The sequence below is a fragment of the Niveispirillum sp. GW835-FHT14G11 genome, from assembly GCF_058793615.1.
The window spans coordinates 562,710-581,942 of record NZ_JBXAFZ010000001.1; the positions used below are offsets into that span (position 1 = coordinate 562,710).

Sequence of the window (19,233 nt, forward strand, 5' to 3'; positions counted from 1 at the left end):
CGACATGAATGCCCCATCCCCCGCCCATGGCCGCGACTGGGCCCAGTTGCGGCGGGATTCCGGCACGGGGATCGAGAGCATCCGGGCCCATTTCACGGGCCATGCCTATGACATGCACGACCATGACGAATTGCTGCTGGGCGTCACCGAACAGGGCGTGCAGTCCTTTCGCTGTGGCCGCCAGCAGGTGGTCAGCACCCCGGGCCGCGCCATCCTGATCGAACCCGGCCAGCCCCATGATGGCCACAGTCCGGAGCCGACGGGCTTCACCTATCAGATGCTGTATCTGCCGCTGCCCTGGGTGCAGGCGCGCCGCGATGCCTTGTCCGGGCCGTTGGCACCCCTGGGCTTCCGCCAGACGCTATGGGCGGATGCGGGGCTTTGCCACGACATCGCCGCCGCCTTCCGCGCCCTGCATGGGCGGGAGGGGCGGCTGGCGCGTGATCTGGCGCTGGACCGGCTGCTGGGCCGGCTGTGGCAGCCCGAGTTGTGGCGGCAGGAACCACATCCCACCTTACGCCCGCATCGGGCGGCACGGGTGGCGCGCGACGCACTGCATGAGCATATGGCCGATGATATCGGACTGGAGGAACTGGCAGGTCTGGCCGGCACCGACCGGTTCCGCCTGCACCGGCAGTTCCGCGAGGCGTTCGGCCGCTCCCCGCACGCCTATCTGGTGCAATTGCGGCTGAAGCGGGCCAAGGCGCTGCTGGCGGCGGGGCAGGCGCCGGCCGACGTGGCGGCATCGGTGGGGTTTGCCGATCAGAGCCATCTGGGCCGCTGGTTCCGCCGCGCCTATGGCACCACACCAGCGGCATACCGCCAGATCTGCACAAATGTTCCAGACGGCGACGGGGTGGCGTCCGCATCATGACCCTCCATCACCGGAGGGACATGATGTTCGACACCAAGGTCGCCCTGATCATCCGCGACGATCTTCTGCCCTGGCAGCGCCTGAACGTGGCCGCCTTCCTGGCCAGCGGCATCGCGGCCGGCGCGCCCGACGCGCTGGGCGAGCCTTATCTTGATGCAGCCGGCCTGGAATATGGCCGCATGCTGGGCCAGCCCATGCTGGTGTTCCAGGCGGGCAGCGAAGGGCTGGCGCAGGCGGCAAGGGTGGCACGCGAACGCGGGCTGTTGACGGTACCCTATGTGGCGGGCATGTTCCGCACCGGCAACGATGCGGACAACCGCGCCTGCTTCCTGGCCGAAGATCCGGCGGCGCCCGACTGGGTCGGCATCGGGTTGCGCGGCCCCAGGAAGGGCGTGGAGAAGGCCACCAAGGGCCTGGTGCTGCATCCCTGACGGCGTGCCTGGGTTGCAGGCTGCGTCCCCGAGCGTGGTTGACTCATCGGCCCATCGCCACTATAAGCCACGCTTCGTTTTCGAATTCAGTATCCAATCCCGGAGTAAGTACCGTGAAGCGTCCTTTTCAGCCCTCCAAGATCGTGCGCGCCCGCCGTCATGGTTTCCGCGCCCGCATGGCCACTGCTGCCGGCCGTAACATCATCAACAGCCGCCGCGCCCAGGGCCGGAAGAAGCTGAGCGCCTGAGGATACCGGCATGGCGCCCCCCAAAGCGAAGGTGGGGCGCCTGACCAGACGGCCGGAATTCCTGGCTGTCGCGGGCGCCCGTCGCAAATGGGCCACGCCGGGCCTGATCGTTCAGGTCCGCGCCCATGATGAGCGGCAGCACCCCAACGCCGGGGAGCCGGCGGTCCGAATCGGCCTGACAGCCAGCAAGAAGGTGGGGGGGGCTGTTGAACGCAACCGCGCCCGCCGTCGTCTGCGCGCGGCGTTGGCCGAGGTGCTGGCGCCCAATGCCGCCCCCGGGCACGATCTGGTGCTGATTGCGCGGGCGGAAACGGTGCGCCGGCCCTATGCCGACCTGAAGGCCGACCTGACCCAGGCGCTGAAGCGACTGAAGGTCTGGAAGGCCGCAAAGCCGGCGGCGGCCGAATCGGTGCCGTTATCGCCCCCGGTCAATCCCCCGGTCAAGGTTGACGAAGCATGAGCCCGGCGGCCTGGCTGCTCCGGGCTCTTGTGCTTTTCTACCGGTGGGTCGTGCGGCCGATGATGGGACCGCCGCGGTGCCGATTTCACCCCTCATGCTCACATTACGCGCTGGAAGCCCTGGCGGCGCATGGAGCTTTGCGGGGCGGATGGCTGATATTGCGGCGCCTGGGGCGCTGCCATCCCTGGGGCGGGGACGGGTATGATCCCGTGCCGCCCGCGCGTCATGGTCATGCGCGCAATGAGAAATGTTGCGGCGGGCATTGAACGCCCGCCGTTTTCATGTGACCAACCGGGCGCTCCCCGGTATGTAACGGGCCATTGAATTCGGCGGAACCTGGACCAAGCACCCATGACCGATCAGAAGAACCTTGTCCTGACCATCGTGATCTCCATCGCGATCCTGTTCGGGTTCCACTATTTCTACGAACGCCCGCGCCAGATGGCCCTGCAGGCGGAAGCCCAGCGCCAGCAGGCGCTGCAGGTGACGCAGGCGCCGCCGGCCATCCCCGGCGCCACGCCCGGCATCGGCGCCGACGGCGGCGTGCCCGCGGTGCGCGACCGCACCGCGGTGCTGGCGGAGACGGGCCGCGTGGCCATCACCACCCCCAGCCTGCACGGTTCCATCAACCTGCGCGGCGGCCGTGTCGATGACCTGACGCTCGCCAAGTACAAGACCACCCCGGACTGGAACAGTCCGGAGGTCGTGCTGCTGGCGCCGGTGGGCACCGAGCATCCCTATTACGCCGAGTTCGGCTGGGTTGCCGCCAATGCCGGCGACAGTGTCGCCGTGCCCAAGGCTGATACGGTCTGGGCGGCCAGCGGCGGCCCGCTGACGCCCGACAGCCCGGTGACCCTGTCCTGGAACAATGGCGCCGGCCTGGTGTTCGAGCGCACCTTCGCTATCGATACCAATTACATGTTCACGGTGACGCAGCGCGTGCGCAACGAGACGGGGGCACCCGTCGCACTCAGCCCCTATGGCTTCGTGCAGCGCCGTGGCATGCCGAAGGTGGAGGGCACCTACGTCCTGCATGAAGGCCCGCTGGCCATCGTCGATGGCACCTTGAAGGAATACAAGTACGCCGACCTCAAGGAAGACGGGAAAATCATCGACCTGTCCAGCACCGGCGGCTGGATCGGCATCACCGACAAATACTGGCTGGTCGGCCTGATCCCGGATCAGTCGCTGAAGACCGACATGCGCGTCCTGCATCAGCATAGCGGCGCCACCGACGTCTATCAGATCGATTACAAGGCCCCGGCCGTGACCGTCGCGGCGGGCGCGTCCTCGGAGACCAGCCATCGCCTGTTCGCGGGCGCCAAGATCGTCGGCCTGCTGAATGATTATAACGACAAGCTGGGAATCGACAGCCTGGACTACGCCGTGGACTGGGGCTGGTTCTATTTCCTGACCAAGCCGTTCTTCCACGGCCTGGACTGGCTGGGCCGCACCATCGGCAATTTCGGCATCGCCATCCTGGTCTTCACCGTCTTCCTGCGCCTGGCCTTCTTCCCCATCGCGAACAAGCAGTACGAAGCATTTGCGAAGATGAAGAAGCTGCAGCCGAAGATGGAGGAGCTGAAGAAGAAGTATGGCGACAACCGCGAACAGCTGTCCATGGAAACCATGAAGCTGTACCGGGAGGAAAAGGCCAATCCGCTGGCCGGCTGCCTGCCCATCCTTTTGCAGATCCCCGTGTTCTTCGCCTTGTACAAGGTGCTGTACGTCACCATCGAAATGCGCCACGCGCCGTTCTATGGCTGGATCCATGACCTGTCGGCCGTCGATCCGACGAACCTGTTCAACCTGTTCGGCCTGATCCCCTGGGCGCCGCCCACCTTCCTGCATATCGGCGTCTGGCCGCTGCTGATGGGCGTGACCATGTATTTGCAGCAGAAGATGAACCCGGCCAATCCGGACCCGGTGCAGCAGCGGGTGATGATGTTGCTGCCGTTCGTCTTCACCTACATGATGGCCAGCTTCCCGGCCGGCCTGGTGATCTACTGGACCTGGTCGAACCTGCTGTCCATCGCCCAGCAATGGTTCATCATGCGCCGCATGGGTGTGAAGGCCACTTGATGCTTGTTCCCTCAGGCGCCGGGCGGCGGCTCCGCCGCCTTGGCTCACGCGGGCACGAGCCCGCGGGCCGGCGGTCGCCGGCCTGGGGGCAGGTTTAAAGTCGGTCTGTGTTTTGTTTGGAAGGAACGCCCCCGGCTAAGGTCCGGGGGCGTTCCTTCGTTTCATACCAACGGCATCTTGCCGTTAGAGGCCGGCGACTGCCGGCCCGCCGCACATGCGGCGTGAGCCAAGCCGCCGGATGGCGGCGCCCGGCGCTTGAGGGCGCGAGGTATAAGTAAGGAGTTGTTCCCATGGCCAAGCCGCTGACCATCACCCCCTCCCTCATGGGCGACCTGTCCGAAGCGGAGATCGAGGCCGGGCGCCTGCTGTTTGCCAAGGAATGCGACTTCTTCTGGGGCGCTGAGGCCGCGACCACCCTGCCGGAGGCCGTGCTGCCGGAAGTGTGCTTCGCCGGCCGGTCGAACGTGGGCAAGTCGTCGCTGGTCAATGCCCTGACCGGCCGCAAGACCCTGGCCCGTACCAGCCAGACGCCGGGCCGCACCCAGCAGCTGAATTTCTTCAACCTGGGCCAGCGGCTGGTCATGGTGGATATGCCGGGTTACGGCTATGCCCAGGTGTCGAAGGAGCGGTCGGCCGCCTGGGTCGATTTCATCAAGGCCTACCTGCGCGGCCGCGTCACCCTGAAGCGCTCGCTGGTGCTGGTCGATGCCCGCCATGGCCTGAAGCCGCACGATATCGACATCATGAAGATGATGGACCAGACAGCCGTCGGCTATCAGATCGTGCTGACCAAGGCCGACACGCTGCGGCCCGGTGCCGTGGAGAAGATCCGCGAGCAGGTGGCGGGGGCCCTGAAGACCCACGGTGCCGCCCATCCGGAGGTGCTGGCCACCTCATCGGAAACCGGCCTGGGCATCCCCGAACTGCGCGCGTTCCTGACGCGTCTGGCGGAGCCGGTGCCGCTGGCCTGATCAACCTCGGGGCAGCAGCAGCACCGCCAGCAGCCCGCCCCCTGGCGCTTCCTCCAGCACCAGTTCCCCGCCATAGAGCCGGGCCAGATCGTCGACGATGGCTAGGCCCAGGCCGGTACCCGGCACCGCTTCGTCCAGGCGTACGCCCCGCGACAGGGCGGCGGCGCGTTCGGCTGCCGGGATGCCCGGCCCGTCATCGCTTATCGCGATGCGTACGTGATCGGGTCCCTTCATGTTCACGGCCACCTTCACTTGGCTGCGACACCATTTGGCGGCATTGTCCAGCAGGTTCCCCGCCATCTCCGCCAGGTCCTGCGCCTCCCCCCGGAAGGCCAGGGCTTCGTCGCCATCCAGCACCACCGTGATGTCGCGGTCGGGGTGCAGGCGGGCGATGGTGCGGGCCAGCGGGTTCAAGGTGCCCAGTACCGGCGTGCGCAGGCCGGCCCCCTTGGCCATGGCGGCGGCACGGGCACGGGTCAGGTGGCGGTCGATCTGCCGGCGCATGCGCTGCGCCTCCGCCTGGATCAGGGCCGATTCGGTGACGTCCGACAGGCTGCCGGCGCTGTTGGCGATGATGGTCAGCGGGGTCTTCAGGGCATGGGCCAGGTTGCCGGCCTGGGTGCGGGCGCGTTCCACCATGTCCGCATTGTCGGCCAGAAGCTGGTTCAGATCATCGGCCAGCGGCTGTATCTCCGACGGGAAGGCGCCGAGCAGGCGGGTGGATCGGCCGGCGCGTAGATCGGCCAGCGCCCGGCGCAGCCGGTCCAGCGGCACCAGGCCCAGCCGTACCTGCGCCAGGGCCGCCGTCAGCAGGCCCAGCGCCAGGATGCCCAGCGACAAAGCCAGCACTTCGGCGAACCGCCGGGTGGAAGCCGCCAGCTCCGCTGTCGTGGCGGCGACTGAGACATCCACAGGGCTTTCCGAATCCGGCAGGCGCACGCGGCGCGACCAGACCAGCAGCGGCTCCCCCTCCGGTCCCGTGGCCATGCGCCGGTGCAGGGCCCCATCATCGGGAAGCGGGCCTTCGGGACGCAACTGCTGATCCCAGAGCGAGCGGGAGCGCAAGGCCACGCCGCGTTCATCCCCGACCTGCCAGTAAAGGCCCGACAGGGGGCGCTGGAATCGCGGATCGGACAGGTCGCGCGGCATCTCCACACGGCCATCGGGGCCCGGCCGCAGCGCCACGGTCAGCTCGTCCAGATGCAATTCGGCATGGCGGGCCATTTCGGCCTCCGCATGCTTGCGGAAAATGTCGGTCAGCAGCCAGCCGGCAGCCGCCAGGGCCAGCGTCACCCAGATGGCGGCCAGGGCCAGCAGGCGCAGCCCCAGTGACCCGCGCCGCATCAGACGGAGTCCATCCGGTAACCCAGGCCCCGCTCGGTATGGATCACGCCCACCCCCAGCTTGCGCCGCAGCCGGCCGATGAACACTTCGATCGTGTTGCTGTCGCGGTCGAAATCCTGGGCATAGACATGCTCGGTCAGTTCCGTGCGGGAGATGACGCGGCCCTGATGGTGCATCAGATAGGACATGACCCGCTGTTCATGGGCGGTCAGGGTGATGGGCTGTCCCGATACGGTGACGCGGCCGGTGCGCGTGTCCAGGCTGACGGGGCCGCAGGTCAGGGCCGGGGATGCCTGCCCGCCGGCCCGGCGGATCAGGGCGCGGAGCCTTGCCAGCAATTCCTCCATCCGGAATGGCTTGGCCAGGTAATCGTCGGCCCCGGCATCCATGCCCTCCACCTTTTCCTGCCAAGTGCCGCGTGCTGTCAGGATCAGGACGGGCATGGTCCTGCCCGCCACCCGCCAGCCGCGTAGCACGGACAGCCCATCGCGGCCGGGTAGGCCCAGATCCAGGATGATGGCGTCATAAGGCTCGGTCTCCCCCAGGAAGGCGGCCTCCACCCCGTCGGGCGCGGCATCGGCCACATAGCCGGCTTCGTTCAGCGCCTGGATCAGCTGTCGGCGCAGGTTGGCGTCATCTTCGGCCACCAGGATGCGCATCAGCGCGTCTCCCCCTTCAGCAGGTCCTTGCCGGCCCCCTTGGCCTTCAGCAGCTTGCCGTCGGCAGCGTCATATAGAAGTTCGATCAGCCGCCCGTCGGCGGCCAGGATTTCGATATCATAGACGAAGCGCCCATGCTTGGTCTCCAGTTCCACCTCCAGCAGCCGGCCGGGGAACGCCGCTTCCGCCATTCCCATGATGTCGCGCAGCGACATGATCTCGCCCCGCTCCAGCGCGGCGCGGGCGCGCTCATGGTCGGTGCGGTCATCATCATCGTCGTCGTCATCATCCGCCCAGACATGCGGCGTGCCGGCCAGCGCCAGCATCAGGCAAAGGGGCAACAGCAGAAACAGGCGCATGGGCGGGGGAGGGCTCCGATGGTGGGGAACGGATGGTACCGCGCGGCCGCGGGCGGGAAAACCCCGGCGACGACATGCCGTCGCCGGGGTGCGGGGGTCAATATGCCAGGCCGTCGGCGGTCAGCCCGGCCAGTAGCCCCTTGATGCCCACCAGGTCCAGATTGCCCTGGCCCTCGGCCAGTTCGGTCCAGGTGCCGTCATTGTTGCTGTCGGCAAAGACGGTCCATTCGACGCGGCCCTTCTCCACCTCCGTCTTCACCACCAGACCATCCTGCAACTGCCAGGTCTCGTTGCGGTCGGGACGCTCCGTCTCCCACCGGCCATCGTCCCATTCCTGGATCGATGTGACGCGGCCGTCTCTGGCGAAGCCGAAGCGGTAGACATCGTCCGGCGACCCGGCGATGGGGCGGCTCCAGCTATAGGCCTCGAAGAACACGCCATCGCCATTGCTGTCGGTATAGAGCGTGACCTCGGTGCCGTCTCGGTCCGTCTCGGTCTTGACGATGCCGTCCTGGGTGACCGACCAGCTTTCATGGCGGCCGATCTTCTCGTTCTGCCAGCGACCCTTCTCCATCTCCTGGATGGCGGTGATGGCGCCATTGGTCTGGGTGAAACGATAGCCGCCGTCGAACGGGCTGGTCGCTTGGATGCGGGCCATGAAAAAAACTCCTGTCAGGGTCGGTAAGCGGCCGGCCCGATGAAGGGGGCCCGCCGTCATTCGCGACCCTAGCGCGGCGAACCTGAACGCGATCTGAAGGGGCTGTTCAGCCCGCGTTCAGGAAAGGGCTGCGTAACCCGCCTTGATTGCGCCCGGATGCGGGCTTATCACCGGGACAGCTTAACCACCATCCCGGCCCGCCATGTCCCGAAGTCTGTCTTCCCGTACCCTGATCGTGGCGCTGCTGGCCGTCCTGCCGCTGCTGGTCGCCTTCTACTCGCTGACCCTGGGCCAGGATGGGAACTGGGACCTGCGCAATTACCATTGGTACAATGCCATGGCCTTCCTGGAAGGAAGGGAGCTGGTGCAGGATGTGGCGCCGGCGCAGGTGGCCAGCTTCTACAACCCCACCCTCGACCTGCCGGTCTATTGGCTGGCGCAGTTCCTGCCGGCCCGCGCGGTGTCCTTCATCCTGTCCTGGGTGCAGGGGATGAACCTGGTGCCGCTGACGGGGATCGCCTGGCTGTTGCTGCCGGTGCTGGGGGCCCGTGCACGGGCCCTGGCGGCGGTGGCCCTGGCGCTGGTCTGCTTCTCAGGCGCCGGCCAGATGGGTCTGTTGGGCACCACCTTCTATGACAATGTCATCAGCCTGTTCGTGCTGGGCAGTGCCTGGCTGGTCATGGCGCGCGCCGATGATGTCTGGGGTGGGGCGCCCAAGGTGGCCTTTCCCATTGTGTTCATCGCCGGGCTGCTGGTGGGGTCCGCCGTGGGGCTGAAGCAGCCGACGCTGCCCTATGCGGTGGGCCTGTGCTTTGCCTTCCTGGCGGTGGCGGGGACCTTCTGGCGGCGGATGTTCCTGTCGTTTTTCTTTGGTATCGGCGTCATCGCCGGCATGGCGATCTTCTCCGGCCATTGGATGTGGCATCTGTGGACGACGTACCAGAACCCGCTGTTCCCCTATTTCAACGATGTCTTCAAATCGCCCTGGGGCGTGCCGGAGGCCTATCGCGACGACAAGTTCCTGCCTCACGGGTTCTGGGAGAACCTGATCTTTCCCTACACCTGGACCGTCGATCCCAAGAAGGTGGGGGAGATCATCTTCACCGACCTGCGCGTGCCGGTGATGGTCGTGGTCCTGCTGCTGACCCCGGTTCTGGCACTGGCCGGGCGGTTTGGCGCCAGGCGCGACGCGCTGGTGCCGTTCCGCCCGGCTCTGTATCTGCTGGCGGCAGGTGCGCTGACCTATCTGGCCTGGCTGAAGCTGTTCGCCATCTATCGCTACCTGATCCCGCTGGAGATGATGGCGCCGCTGGTGGTGGTGGCCGCCATCGCCCTATGGCCCGTGCCGCGCCGGGTGGCGGGAATCGCCATCCTGGCCCTGCTGGCCTTGGTCACCGTGACCGCCCGGCCCGGCACCTGGGCCCGCATGCCGTTTTCGGAAAAGTTCGTGGAGGTGTCGATCCCCGATCTGCCCAATCCCGACAATACCATCGTGATCCAGACCGGCTATGCGCCGACCAGCTTCCTGGCCTACGGCTTCCCGAAGAATGTGCCGTTCCTGCGCATCCACAGCTATTTCATCCATCCCGACCATGGCGACATCCTGCTGAACCGCGCCATGCATGGCCGCATCGACGCGCACCAGGGCGACATCTTCTGGCTGGTGGCGCATTGGGAGGTCTGGACGGCCGACCATATCCTTCCCCATTACGGGCTGGCCGCCGACATGGACGATTGCGGGCTGGTGACGTCCAACCTGGATGAACCGATTATGCTGTGTCGGTTGCAAAAGATCACGGTTATGCCAACCAATAAGTGATCCTGCACTTGGATGCAGCGCCCACCTGCGCTACATTGTCAGAGTGCAGGTCGGGTGGCATTCTATGCAGATGGTCATGGATACGCATCGCGTGGTGAAGCGGCTGAAAGAGGCCGGCTTCACCGACATACAGGCCGAAGTGGTGACCGACGTCCTGCGCGACAGTCGGGAGACGGATCGTGACGATCTGGTGACCAAGAATTTCCTGAAGGCCGAACTGGCGGAGTTCAAGGCTGATCTGCTGAAGTGGCTGTTGCCGATGATGATCGGCCAGGTCGCGCTGACCGCCGCCCTGGTCAAGCTGCTCTGACATTCCCGCCAGACCGACGGACATGAAAGCGCCGCGTTTCCGCCGCAGCTTTCGCGGATTGTTCGTGTTATCTGTCTGTCATCCAACCTTTGTCCAATCGGACCCGATCATCCCATGTCCCTGACCGAAAACGTGATCCAGGCCGCCCCGCGCATTGCCGTGCTGGTGCCTTGCTATAACGAGGAAGCGTCCATTGAAGCCGTCGTGCGCGACTTCAAGGCCGCCCTTCCCACGGCCACCATCTATGTCTATGACAACAACTCCAAGGATCGCACCTCGGAGATCGCCCTGGCCGCCGGGGCCGTGGTCCGGCGGGAGCCGTTGCAGGGTAAGGGCAATGTCGTGCGCCGCATGTTCGCCGACATCGAAGCTGACGTCTATGTGATGGTCGATGGCGACGACACCTATCACGCGCCCAGTGCCGGCAAGCTGGTGGCCAAGCTTCTGGATGAGAAGCTGGACATGGTGAATGGCGCGCGCGTCACCGACTGGGAGACCTACCGTGCTGGCCACCGGCTGGGCAATGTCATGCTGACCACCCTGGTCACCATGGTGTTCGGCAAGCGTACCGATGATCTGCTGTCCGGCTACCGCGTCTTCTCCCGCCGTTTCGTGAAAAGCTTCCCGGTCCTGGCCGGCGGGTTCGAGATCGAGACGGAACTGGTGGTGCATGCGCTGGAAATGAGCATGCCGCTGGGCGAGGTGGAAACGCCCTACAAGGACCGGGCCCCGGGTTCGGTCTCCAAGCTGTCCACCTTCCGCGACGGGTTCCGCATCCTGTGGATGATCGGCAAGCTGATCAAGGAGGAGCGGCCGATGCAGTCCTTCGGGCTGGTGTCGGTGCTGCTGGCGCTGGTTTCCATCATCATCGCCGTGCCGCTGTTCATCACCTATTACGAGACGGGGCAGGTGCCGCGCCTGCCCACGGCCGTGCTGGCCACGGGCCTGGGCCTGCTGTCCTTCCTGTCGCTGACCTGCGGCCTGATCCTGGACACGGTAACGCGGGGCCGGCGGGAGATGAAGCGCCTGCGCTATCTGGAAATCCCCTCGCCGGATTATGACAGCGGGTTTTTGAAGTAAGCAAAGCAGGGCGGGTTCGGAAAACGGACCCGCCCTAATTCTTTGCGGCTTCGTCAGCCGCCTTCTTCTCGCGGAAGGCAGCGCGTTCCTCTTCGATCCGCTTGGCGTCGGCCTTGGCGTCCTCCTCGCTCATCAGCTTGGGGAAGACGGTGACGGTCTTGTCTTCTAGCTTGAAATAGCCCATGCCGATGCCGGCGATCCACAGAGGGATCGTCAGCGCGCCGGCACAGGCGGCGATGAAGCCGATCAGGCGGGTGCGGTTGCGCCCCATCTTCAGGCGGCGGCCCGTTTCATCCGATATGGGCTCGGCCGAATAGGCCCGTTTCAGCTTCATGTCCCCATCATCCTTTCCAAAATCTCCAGCCGGTCGGCCTCTGCCGCCGGCTTGTCCCAGCGCAGCCGCGCGATGCGGGGAAAGCGCATGGCGATGCCGCTCTTATGCCGGGTGGAGCGGTGGACGCTGTCGAACGCCACCTCGAACACCAGGCCGGGCGCCACCTCCCGCACGGGACCGAAACGGTTGGTGGTATGGTTGCGCACCCAGCGGTCGATCTCCACCAGTTCCACGTCGGTGAAGCCGAAATAGGCCTTGCCGACCGGCACAAGCTCCCCGCCCGCATTCGGCTCCCCACGCCAAGCGCCGAACGTGTAATCGCTGTAGAAGCTGGACCGCTTGCCATGCCCGCGCTGGGCGTACATCAGCACGCAATCCGCCGTCAACGGTCCGCGTTTCCATTTGAACCAGGGACCCTTGGGCCGGCCGCCAATATAGGGGCTGTCGCCGCGCTTCAGCATCAGCCCCTCAATGGCCCCATCCTCCACCCCCGCGTCGCGGGCCGACAGGCGCAGGTGGGTCAGATGGTCCCAGTCGGTGAAGGCGACCAGGGGGGACAGGTCCATGCAGGGCGGCCGCGTACGGGCGAACCAGTCCTCCAGCCGGCGGCGGCGTTCATCGAAGGGCAAGGGCCGCAGATCCTCATCCCCGTCGAACAGCATATCGTAAAGCCGCACCCAGGCGGGGAAGTCGCGCAGCATGGGGGCGGTGACCCGCTTGCGGTTCAGGCGCTGCTGCAAATCATTGAAGGGGGCGACGCGGCCCTCACGGGCCACCAGCAACTCCCCGTCCAGCACAGCGTGGAAGCCCATATGGGCCGCCACATCGGGGAAGGTGCCCGCGATTTCATCCCCGGTGCGGCTGTAGATACGCGCATTGTCGGGTGTGCCGCGCGCCACCAGTTGCACCCGGATACCGTCCCATTTCCATTCAGCCCGGTAATCGGCTTGGTTCAGGGCCTGGATGTCGCTTTCTTCCAGCGGGTGGGCCAGCATCATGGGGCGGAAACCGCCCGTATTGGCCACGCCCGGCTTCTCCGCCCTGCCCGTCAGCCAGTCGAACAGGGGGGCATAGGGCGGGGTGAGGCCGTGCCACAGCTCCTCCACCTGTTCGACGCTGGCCTCAGCGCCCCGGGCCGTGGCCCAGTCGACCAGGGCGGTCTTGGCCATGCGGGCCGACACGCCGATGCGCAAGCCGCCGGTGATCAGTTTCAGCAGGGCCCAGCGGCCCGTGGCGTCCAGTGTGTCTAGCCAACCTTCCAGCAGGGTGGGTACAGCGCCACGCCTGGCGGTGGCGAGGCCCTCCACCACCTCTGCCAAACCCGGCGGCGGGTGGTTGATACCGGGCGGGGCAGGCCAGATCAGGGCCACGGTTTCGGCCAGATCGCCGACAAAATCATAGGACCAGCCGAACAGGGCCGGGTCCACGCGGGTCGCCACCAGTTCCTTGATCATCCCGGCTTTGGCGGCCGTGAAGGACAGGTCGCCGGTCAGGGCGGCCAGCCCATAGCCCCGATCGGGATCGGGCGCATGGTCCAGGTAATCGGCGATCAGGCGCAGCTTGCCATTGCGCGACGGCATATAGGCCAGGGCGTCGAGCAGGGCGGCGAAACGCTGCATCACTCCTCCTCCCCGAAACCGACCAGATGCAGGGGCTTGGCCTTCACCCCCTGCGTCGTGGCCCAATGGACCAGCGCCTCCTCACTGCCATGGGTGACCCACAGCTCACTCGGTGCCACGTCCTTCACCGTCTGGCACAACTCGTCCCAATCGGCATGGTCGGACACGATCAGCGGCAATTCGATGCCATGCTGGCGGGCGCGGGCGCGAACCCGCATCCAGCCCGACGCATAGGCCGGCAACGGGTCCGGCATCCGGCGCAGCCATTTGTCGGCCATGGCCGATGGCGGGGCCAGCACGATGCCGCCGCGCATTGCAGAGGCATCGGTGACGGTCGCGGGGCGCAAGTCGCCCAGCGCCACGCCTTGCTCCTCATACAATGCGCACAGCGGCAGGTGCGCGCCATGCAGATAGAGCGGCTGGTCATAACCGGCCCGGCGCAGTTCAGCGATCAGCCGCTGGCACTTGCCCAGGGCATAGCAGCCGACAACGATGGTGCGTTCGGGAAACACCGACAGCGTGTGCAGCAGGCGGGCGATCTCTCCTTCCACCGGCGGATGCCGGAAGACGGGCAGGCCAAAGGTGGCCTCGGTGATGAAGGCGTCGCAGGTCACGGGCTCAAAGGGATCGCAGGTGGGATCAAAGCGGCGCTTGTAATCGCCCGACACCACCATTCGGCTACCCCGCCATTCCATCACCACCTGTGCGGACCCCAGGACATGACCGGCGGGAACGAGCCTCACCGTCACCTCCCCGATACGGATCGGCTGGCGGTAGGGCAAAGGCTGCTGCGACAGCCCCGCCCCGTCACCCAAGCGCGCCCGCATGATGGCGAGCGTGCCGGACGTGGCCAAGACATGTGCATGCCCTGGCCGTGCATGGTCGGAATGGCCATGGGTGATCACCGCGCGATCGACAGGCCGGGTCGGATCGACATGGAAGCCGCCCGGTTCCACCCACAGACCACCGCCGCGTTCGGGCGGGCAGGGGGTGACCCAGCTGTCGGGTGCGGGGATCATCAGGACCCCGCCGGCATATGGACGAAGGACCCCGGCCCCAGCGGCAGCCCCAGCATATACCAGCCACTGAACAGGGCGACCGCACCGACACCCATCCAGACGGCCAGCGGCAGCATGGTGGCCAGCAGCGACCCGATGCCGAAGGTCGGCACATAACGTTTGCACATGATCAGGATCAGCGGGAAATAGGGCAGCAGCGGCGTGATCGGGTTAGTGAAACTGTCCCCCACGCGATAGGCGGCCTGCGTCGCCTCCGGCGTGATGCCCAGCAGCATCAGCATCGGCACCATCACCGGCCCCAGGATGGCCCATTTGGCCGATGCACTGCCGATCAGGATATTGATCAGGGCCGAGACGATGATGATGGCCACCAGCAGCGGCAGGCCGGTGAACCCCGCCTCCTTCAGGAAGGCCGCCCCATTCACGGCCAGGATGCCGCCCAGGTTGGACCAGCCGAACAGGGCGATGAAGACGGCACAGCAGAAGGCCAGCACGATATAGCCACCCATGTCGGACATGGACTGGCTCATCATCTTCACCACGTCGCGGTCATTGCGGATGATGCGCGCGCCGATGCCATAGGCGATGCCGATGGTCAGGAAGCTGATGAACAAAACCGCCACAATGCCGCGCAGGAACGGTTCCACGGTGCCATTGGCATCGCGCAGGATGGCGCCGTCCGGCACCACGGCCACGCCGAACAGACCCGCGATGGCCAGCAGCGCCAGACCGGCGAAGCGCAGGCCACGCTTCTCGTTCGTCTGCTGTTCGGCGCTGATGGTGTCGACATTGACGGTCAGGCCGGCAGCGACCGGGGCCGTGCGCATCAGACGCGGTTCGATCAGCCATTCGGTGACAATGGTACCAATGAGGGTGAACAGCGGCACGAAGGCTGCCATCAGGTACCAGTTGGAAGTGGCGAGAACCTCGTAATTCGGATCGACCAGGCGGGCGGCGGCCTGGCTGATCCCGCTCAACAGCGGGTCCAGCGAGGTGACCAGCAGGTTGGAGGAAAAGCCCCCTGACACCCCGGCAAAGGCCGCCGCGATGCCGGCGATGGGATGGCGGCCGGATGTGTGGAACAGCATGCCGGCCAGCGGGATCAGCACGACATAGCCGGCATCGGTGGCCATGCTGGACTGCACCCCGGCAAAGACCACGATCAGGGTCAGCAGGCTTTTCGGCACGGCGCGCACCAGGGCCCCCAGCGAGACGCCAATCAACCCGGTCTTTTCCGCCACGCCCACGCCCATCACGCACAGCAGCACCACCGCCAGCGGCGGGAAGCTGGCGAAGATGGTGGGCAGGTCGGTCAGGAAGCGGCGGATATAATCCGCCGACAGAAGATTGGTGGCCGCCAGTTCCTTGCCGGTACCGGGATGGATGGCCGACACGCCCATGCCCGACAGGATGGCCGACAGCGCCACAAGAATAATGATGGCGATCAGGAACAGGGTCGCCGGGTCCGGCAACCGGTTCCCCACCCGTTCAATCACCCCCAGAATGCCGCCGCCCGCTTTTGCCTCAATGTCCGAAACTGCCATTTTTGCCTCTTTTGCGATGCGCCCGTTTATCGGACGTCGCTGGCGAAGATAGTGCATGCGGGCAGACCGGGCGAGGGGGTGTTCATGACAAAAGCGCCCTTCCGTGTCATGCTGGACCCATGGAAATGGTCAACGGATATCGCTGCGAAAGCTGCGCCGACGTGGCGCTGGCCAAGCGCGGCCTGGACCCCGCCAAGGGCAACCAATCGCCCTTTGAGCGGGCGCAGGAGGAGGCTGCCAAGGCCGGTCTGACGGCACAGCCGCTGGGCGTGAACCAGCCCCTGGCCACGGGCGTGCGCGGCACGGTGTTGAATATCCTGGTTTGAGGGCGCGCTTTTGTCTGCGCTATCCCCGATCCTGCGCCCCGTGCCAGACGCGCAGAATGCGGACATCCTCGCCGTCTGCCGCATCGTTGACCAGGATATAGGGATGCACGACCGCCAGTTCCCGTGTGCCATCGGGCCGCGCCTTGCCACGCTTGGGAAAGGGGGGGAGGCTGTTGCCGGCGGTGAAGAGGGCCGGACGATGCGGCTGGCGGCATAGGGATTGAACTGCGCGATATGGGCCGCATGGGCCTGCAGGTCGTCGATGGCGGTTTAGGTCCAGGTGACCAGGGTCACCTTGGCACACCGGATCGGGGTGTGGGTGGCAAAGGTTCGCCCCGTTCCAGGGCATCGGCCAGTTTCAGCAGCCAGGGGCCCACCACCGCGTGCGGCACAACCCGCCCGGCGGCCACGTCGGCGCGTGCCTCTTCGATGGCGCGGGCCTTACGCACCTCGTCCACGTCATCGAAGATGGAGCCCGCCTGTTCCATGACCGCGACTATCGCACCCGGTGCAGTCCTAGGCAAGTCACAGCCCGCGCCGACGGCTGTTGCGTCATTTTCGCAATGTCATGGGTCTGGAAACGGTAGCATTCGGTCGTTACGATGCGTCCCAACGTAAAAATCCGCACCGGCGGGGGCGCTGGGCGGGACATAAAGAGGATTGTTGGGATATGGCCGGCATCGACAAGCGCATTACCGAGGAAGAAGCCCTGTTGCTGCACAGCAGCGGGCGCCCCGGCAAGTTGGAAATCACCCCCACCAAGCCGATGGCGACGCAGCGCGATCTGGCGCTGGCCTATTCGCCGGGCGTGGCCATCCCCTGCCTGCGCATCCATGCCGACCCGTCCACGGCCTATGATTACACGGCCAAGGGCAATATCGTCGCCGTCATCTCCAACGGCACCGCCGTGCTGGGCCTGGGTGACCTGGGCGCCCTGGCGTCGAAGCCGGTGATGGAGGGCAAGGCCGTCCTGTTCAAGCGCTTCGCCGACGTGGACGGTATCGATCTGGAGGTCGATACAAGAGATGTGGAGGAATTCATCAATTCCGTCCGCTATCTGGGTCCCAGCTTCGGCGGCATCAATCTGGAGGATATCAAGGCCCCGGACTGCTTCATCATCGAACAGCGCCTGCGCGAGTTGATGGACATCCCCGTCTTCCATGATGATCAGCATGGCACGGCCATCATCGCCGCCGCCGGCCTGTTCAACGCGCTGGAAATGACCGGCCGCGATATCAAGGAGACCAGGCTGGTCATCAATGGTGCCGGTGCGGCGGCCATTGCGTGCGCCGAACTGTTCAAATCCATGGGCATCCCCCATGGCAACATCACGCTGTGCGATACCAAGGGTGTGGTCTGGAAGGGCCGGGCGGAGGGCATGAACCAGTGGAAATCGGCCCACGCGGTGGTGACCGATGCCCGCACGCTGGCTGATGCGGTCGCCGGCTCCGACGTGTTCGTGGGCCTGTCGGCCAAGGGGGCGATGACGCCCGCCATGGTCAAGTCCATGGCGGCGAACCCCATCATCTTCGCCCTGGCCAATCCCGATCCGGAAATCACCCCGGAGGAGGTGCGCCAGGTGCGCGACGATGCCATCGTGGCGACCGGCCGGTCGGATTATCCCAACCAGGTCAACAATGTCCTGGGCTTCCCCTATATCTTCCGCGGTGCCCTGGACGTGCGGGCCAGCACCATCAACGACACGATGAAGATCGCCGCTGCCCGCGCGCTGGCAGCCTTGGCGCGTGAGGATGTGCCCGATGAGGTGGATGCCGCCTATGCCGGCCGGCGTCTGCGCTATGGCCCTGAATATATCATCCCCGTGCCCTTCGACCCGCGCCTGATCTCCACCATCCCCGCCGCCGTGGCCCAGGCGGCCATGGATACCGGTGTGGCGCGCAAGCCCATCGTCGATATGGAGGAATACCGCCACTCCCTGCGCCTGCGCCTGGACCCCACGGCTGACAGCCTGCAGCTGATCGCCGACAAGCTGCGCAGCAGCCCGCGCCGCGTGGTATTCGCGGAGGGTGAGGAGGAGCGGTCGATCCGTGCGGCCATCGCCTATCGCACCGGCGGGTTCGGTCAGCCGATCCTGATCGGGCGGGAGCATGTGGTGAAGGAGAAGCTGGCCAGCCTGGGTCTGGCCGGGGTGGAAGGGCTGGATATCCAGAACGCCAAGTTCGGTGCGCCGAATATCGAGCGCTATACCGACTTCCTCTATCGCCGCCTGCAACGCCGCGGCAGCCTGCATCGCGACTGCCAGCGCTGGGTCAACCAGAACCGCAACGTGTTTGCCGCCTGCATGGTGGCCACGGGCGATGCCGACGCCATGGTGACGGGCCTGACCCGGTCGTTTGCGGTCAGTTACGAGGATATCGAGCGGGTCATCGATCCCCAGCCCGACCATATCGTCTTCGGCCTGTCGGTGCTGGCCACCCGTAAGCGCACGGTGTTCATCTCCGACACCACGGTGCATGAGCGGCCCAGCCCGGAGCAGCTGGCCGATATCGCCATCCAGTCGGCGCGTATGGCCCGGCTGATGGGCCATGAACCGCGCGTGGCCTTCCTGTCCTTCAGCAATTTCGGCCAGCCTTTGCGGGATCGCGCTGCCCATGTGCGTGAGGCCGTGGCCCTGATGGACAAGCGCAAGGTCGATTTCGAATATGACGGGGAGATGTCGGCCGACACCGCCCTTGATTATGAATTGATGAAGCGGCTCTACCCGTTCGCGCGCCTGTCGGGGTCGGCCAATGTGCTGATCATGCCCGCACTGCACGCCGCCAATATCGGCGCCAAGCTGCTGCACAAGTTCGGCGGCGGCAACCTGATCGGCCCGCTGCTGATCGGCATGGACAAGCCCGTACAGGTGGTCCAGATGGGCGCCACGGTGAGCGAGCTGACCACGGCGGCCATCATGGCGGCGCATGACAGCCTGACGCGGTAAGGGGTTGGCGTAGGTCAGGTCGAAGGGCGTCAGCCCTGGGCCCTGACAGTAAAGGGTCGAAGGCCTTTTCTGTCAGGGCTCGCGCATCGCGCTCGACCTGACCTACGCGAAATCGTCACAGTCGGGCTCAATTATTAAGTTTCCGTGATGCT

Annotated in this window: 22 protein-coding genes; 12 read left to right on the top strand and 10 right to left on the bottom strand. The window is 65.8% G+C overall.

Annotated features, from left to right (window positions below; all coding sequences use genetic code 11):
• The first annotated feature begins 4 nt into the window (after positions 1–4).
• The 7 genes from AC1Q7F_RS02760 (at position 5) to yihA (ending at position 5,066) form a co-directional block, all read left to right on the top strand.
• Complete coding sequence (locus AC1Q7F_RS02760; RefSeq protein ID WP_492503555.1) at positions 5–874, top strand: AraC family transcriptional regulator; 870 nt, start codon at positions 5–7, stop codon at positions 872–874.
• Between the two features lie 23 nt (positions 875–897).
• Complete coding sequence (locus tag AC1Q7F_RS02765; RefSeq protein WP_492503557.1) at positions 898–1,305, top strand: DUF2000 family protein; 408 nt, start codon at positions 898–900, stop codon at positions 1,303–1,305.
• A 113-nt stretch (positions 1,306–1,418) separates the two neighbouring features.
• Positions 1,419–1,553 (top strand): 50S ribosomal protein L34, encoded by a 135-nt coding sequence (gene rpmH, locus AC1Q7F_RS02770; RefSeq protein WP_492503559.1) that lies wholly within the window; start codon positions 1,419–1,421, stop codon positions 1,551–1,553.
• A 10-nt stretch (positions 1,554–1,563) separates the two neighbouring features.
• Positions 1,564–2,013, top strand: a complete 450-nt coding sequence (gene rnpA / locus AC1Q7F_RS02775) for a ribonuclease P protein component (RefSeq protein ID WP_492503561.1) — start codon at positions 1,564–1,566, stop codon at positions 2,011–2,013.
• Positions 2,010–2,279, top strand: a complete 270-nt coding sequence (yidD, locus tag AC1Q7F_RS02780) for a membrane protein insertion efficiency factor YidD (protein WP_492503563.1) — start codon at positions 2,010–2,012, stop codon at positions 2,277–2,279. Before rnpA ends, yidD begins: the two co-directional genes overlap by 4 nt.
• 85 nt (positions 2,280–2,364) lie before the next feature.
• Positions 2,365–4,095 carry a membrane protein insertase YidC gene (yidC, locus tag AC1Q7F_RS02785; RefSeq protein ID WP_492503565.1) on the top strand — a complete coding sequence of 577 codons (1,731 nt, stop codon included), beginning with the start codon at positions 2,365–2,367 and terminating at the stop codon, positions 4,093–4,095.
• Positions 4,096–4,385: 290 nt separating this feature from the next.
• Positions 4,386–5,066, top strand: a complete 681-nt coding sequence (yihA, locus tag AC1Q7F_RS02790) for a ribosome biogenesis GTP-binding protein YihA/YsxC (protein ID WP_492503567.1) — start codon at positions 4,386–4,388, stop codon at positions 5,064–5,066.
• On the opposite strand, the gene AC1Q7F_RS02795 is transcribed toward yihA, so the two are convergent.
• The 4 genes from AC1Q7F_RS02795 to AC1Q7F_RS02810 all read right to left on the bottom strand — a co-directional run bounded on the left by AC1Q7F_RS02795 (position 5,067) and on the right by AC1Q7F_RS02810 (position 8,086).
• Complete coding sequence (locus AC1Q7F_RS02795) at positions 5,067–6,410, bottom strand: sensor histidine kinase (protein ID WP_492503569.1); 1,344 nt, start codon at positions 6,408–6,410, stop codon at positions 5,067–5,069.
• On the bottom strand, positions 6,410–7,069 hold the full coding sequence (locus AC1Q7F_RS02800; protein WP_492503571.1) for a response regulator transcription factor: 660 nt from the start codon (positions 7,067–7,069) through the stop codon (positions 6,410–6,412). The genes AC1Q7F_RS02795 and AC1Q7F_RS02800 overlap by 1 nt, the downstream gene beginning before the upstream one ends.
• Positions 7,069–7,428 (bottom strand): PepSY domain-containing protein, encoded by a 360-nt coding sequence (locus AC1Q7F_RS02805; RefSeq protein ID WP_492503573.1) that lies wholly within the window; start codon positions 7,426–7,428, stop codon positions 7,069–7,071. The genes AC1Q7F_RS02800 and AC1Q7F_RS02805 overlap by 1 nt, the downstream gene beginning before the upstream one ends.
• A 97-nt stretch (positions 7,429–7,525) precedes the next feature.
• On the bottom strand, positions 7,526–8,086 hold the full coding sequence (locus AC1Q7F_RS02810) for a hypothetical protein (protein WP_492503575.1): 561 nt from the start codon (positions 8,084–8,086) through the stop codon (positions 7,526–7,528).
• Between the two features lie 202 nt (positions 8,087–8,288).
• Here AC1Q7F_RS02810 and AC1Q7F_RS02815 point away from each other — a divergent pair, with 202 nt between their 5' ends.
• From AC1Q7F_RS02815 to AC1Q7F_RS02825, 3 genes are all read left to right on the top strand, one after another.
• Positions 8,289–9,905: a hypothetical protein gene (locus tag AC1Q7F_RS02815; protein WP_492503577.1), complete on the top strand. Its 1,617-nt coding sequence runs from the start codon at positions 8,289–8,291 to the stop codon at positions 9,903–9,905.
• 76 nt (positions 9,906–9,981) lie between these two features.
• Positions 9,982–10,215 carry a hypothetical protein gene (locus tag AC1Q7F_RS02820; RefSeq protein WP_492503579.1) on the top strand — a complete coding sequence of 78 codons (234 nt, stop codon included), beginning with the start codon at positions 9,982–9,984 and terminating at the stop codon, positions 10,213–10,215.
• A 114-nt stretch (positions 10,216–10,329) separates the two neighbouring features.
• On the top strand, positions 10,330–11,295 hold the full coding sequence (locus AC1Q7F_RS02825; protein ID WP_492503581.1) for a glycosyltransferase family 2 protein: 966 nt from the start codon (positions 10,330–10,332) through the stop codon (positions 11,293–11,295).
• A gap of 34 nt (positions 11,296–11,329) precedes the next feature.
• Here the strand turns inward: AC1Q7F_RS02825 and AC1Q7F_RS02830 are convergent, their stop codons facing one another.
• The 4 genes from AC1Q7F_RS02830 to AC1Q7F_RS02845 are packed head-to-tail and all read right to left on the bottom strand — an operon-like array spanning position 11,330 to position 15,811.
• Entirely contained in the window at positions 11,330–11,629 is a 300-nt protein-coding gene (locus tag AC1Q7F_RS02830) for a hypothetical protein (RefSeq protein ID WP_492503583.1), read from the bottom strand.
• A complete protein-coding gene (locus AC1Q7F_RS02835; protein WP_492503585.1) occupies positions 11,626–13,248 on the bottom strand; it encodes a cisplatin damage response ATP-dependent DNA ligase in 1,623 nt (540 codons plus the stop codon). The genes AC1Q7F_RS02830 and AC1Q7F_RS02835 overlap by 4 nt, the downstream gene beginning before the upstream one ends.
• Positions 13,248–14,267 (bottom strand): ligase-associated DNA damage response exonuclease, encoded by a 1,020-nt coding sequence (locus AC1Q7F_RS02840; RefSeq protein WP_492503587.1) that lies wholly within the window; start codon positions 14,265–14,267, stop codon positions 13,248–13,250. The genes AC1Q7F_RS02835 and AC1Q7F_RS02840 overlap by 1 nt, the downstream gene beginning before the upstream one ends.
• The gene (locus AC1Q7F_RS02845; protein WP_492503589.1) at positions 14,267–15,811 is read right to left on the bottom strand and encodes an AbgT family transporter; all 1,545 of its coding nucleotides are present in this window, start codon (positions 15,809–15,811) and stop codon (positions 14,267–14,269) included. The genes AC1Q7F_RS02840 and AC1Q7F_RS02845 overlap by 1 nt, the downstream gene beginning before the upstream one ends.
• A gap of 125 nt (positions 15,812–15,936) precedes the next feature.
• Here AC1Q7F_RS02845 and AC1Q7F_RS02850 point away from each other — a divergent pair, with 125 nt between their 5' ends.
• Positions 15,937–16,137 (top strand): hypothetical protein, encoded by a 201-nt coding sequence (locus AC1Q7F_RS02850; RefSeq protein ID WP_492503590.1) that lies wholly within the window; start codon positions 15,937–15,939, stop codon positions 16,135–16,137.
• A gap of 19 nt (positions 16,138–16,156) precedes the next feature.
• Here the strand turns inward: AC1Q7F_RS02850 and AC1Q7F_RS02855 are convergent, their stop codons facing one another.
• Positions 16,157–16,486 carry a type II toxin-antitoxin system RelE/ParE family toxin gene (locus AC1Q7F_RS02855; protein ID WP_492503592.1) on the bottom strand — a complete coding sequence of 110 codons (330 nt, stop codon included), beginning with the start codon at positions 16,484–16,486 and terminating at the stop codon, positions 16,157–16,159.
• Positions 16,428–16,625: a hypothetical protein gene (locus AC1Q7F_RS02860; protein ID WP_492503594.1), complete on the bottom strand. Its 198-nt coding sequence runs from the start codon at positions 16,623–16,625 to the stop codon at positions 16,428–16,430. The genes AC1Q7F_RS02855 and AC1Q7F_RS02860 overlap by 59 nt, the downstream gene beginning before the upstream one ends.
• A 182-nt stretch (positions 16,626–16,807) precedes the next feature.
• Between AC1Q7F_RS02860 and AC1Q7F_RS02865 the strand changes: the two genes are divergently transcribed.
• A complete protein-coding gene (locus tag AC1Q7F_RS02865) occupies positions 16,808–19,081 on the top strand; it encodes an NADP-dependent malic enzyme (RefSeq protein WP_492503596.1) in 2,274 nt (757 codons plus the stop codon).
• Positions 19,082–19,233: the final 152 nt, after the last annotated feature.

Coding starts and splice junctions, on each gene's coding strand:
- rnpA (WP_492503561.1), top strand. CDS start 1,564: ATGGCGCCCCCCAAAGCGAAGGTGGGGCGCCTGACCAGACGGCCGGAA.
- AC1Q7F_RS02825 (WP_492503581.1), top strand. CDS start 10,330: ATGTCCCTGACCGAAAACGTGATCCAGGCCGCCCCGCGCATTGCCGTG.
- AC1Q7F_RS02850 (WP_492503590.1), top strand. CDS start 15,937: ATGGTCAACGGATATCGCTGCGAAAGCTGCGCCGACGTGGCGCTGGCC.
- AC1Q7F_RS02805 (WP_492503573.1), bottom strand. CDS start 7,428: ATGCGCCTGTTTCTGCTGTTGCCCCTTTGCCTGATGCTGGCGCTGGCC.
- AC1Q7F_RS02800 (WP_492503571.1), bottom strand. CDS start 7,069: ATGCGCATCCTGGTGGCCGAAGATGACGCCAACCTGCGCCGACAGCTG.
- AC1Q7F_RS02765 (WP_492503557.1), top strand. CDS start 898: ATGTTCGACACCAAGGTCGCCCTGATCATCCGCGACGATCTTCTGCCC.
- AC1Q7F_RS02855 (WP_492503592.1), bottom strand. CDS start 16,486: ATGCCCTGGAACGGGGCGAACCTTTGCCACCCACACCCCGATCCGGTG.
- AC1Q7F_RS02860 (WP_492503594.1), bottom strand. CDS start 16,625: ATGGAACAGGCGGGCTCCATCTTCGATGACGTGGACGAGGTGCGTAAG.
- AC1Q7F_RS02840 (WP_492503587.1), bottom strand. CDS start 14,267: ATGATCCCCGCACCCGACAGCTGGGTCACCCCCTGCCCGCCCGAACGC.
- AC1Q7F_RS02820 (WP_492503579.1), top strand. CDS start 9,982: ATGGATACGCATCGCGTGGTGAAGCGGCTGAAAGAGGCCGGCTTCACC.
- AC1Q7F_RS02830 (WP_492503583.1), bottom strand. CDS start 11,629: ATGAAGCTGAAACGGGCCTATTCGGCCGAGCCCATATCGGATGAAACG.
- AC1Q7F_RS02795 (WP_492503569.1), bottom strand. CDS start 6,410: ATGCGGCGCGGGTCACTGGGGCTGCGCCTGCTGGCCCTGGCCGCCATC.
- AC1Q7F_RS02835 (WP_492503585.1), bottom strand. CDS start 13,248: ATGCAGCGTTTCGCCGCCCTGCTCGACGCCCTGGCCTATATGCCGTCG.
- yidD (WP_492503563.1), top strand. CDS start 2,010: ATGAGCCCGGCGGCCTGGCTGCTCCGGGCTCTTGTGCTTTTCTACCGG.
- yihA (WP_492503567.1), top strand. CDS start 4,386: ATGGCCAAGCCGCTGACCATCACCCCCTCCCTCATGGGCGACCTGTCC.
- AC1Q7F_RS02845 (WP_492503589.1), bottom strand. CDS start 15,811: ATGGCAGTTTCGGACATTGAGGCAAAAGCGGGCGGCGGCATTCTGGGG.
- AC1Q7F_RS02760 (WP_492503555.1), top strand. CDS start 5: ATGAATGCCCCATCCCCCGCCCATGGCCGCGACTGGGCCCAGTTGCGG.
- AC1Q7F_RS02865 (WP_492503596.1), top strand. CDS start 16,808: ATGGCCGGCATCGACAAGCGCATTACCGAGGAAGAAGCCCTGTTGCTG.
- yidC (WP_492503565.1), top strand. CDS start 2,365: ATGACCGATCAGAAGAACCTTGTCCTGACCATCGTGATCTCCATCGCG.
- AC1Q7F_RS02815 (WP_492503577.1), top strand. CDS start 8,289: ATGTCCCGAAGTCTGTCTTCCCGTACCCTGATCGTGGCGCTGCTGGCC.
- AC1Q7F_RS02810 (WP_492503575.1), bottom strand. CDS start 8,086: ATGGCCCGCATCCAAGCGACCAGCCCGTTCGACGGCGGCTATCGTTTC.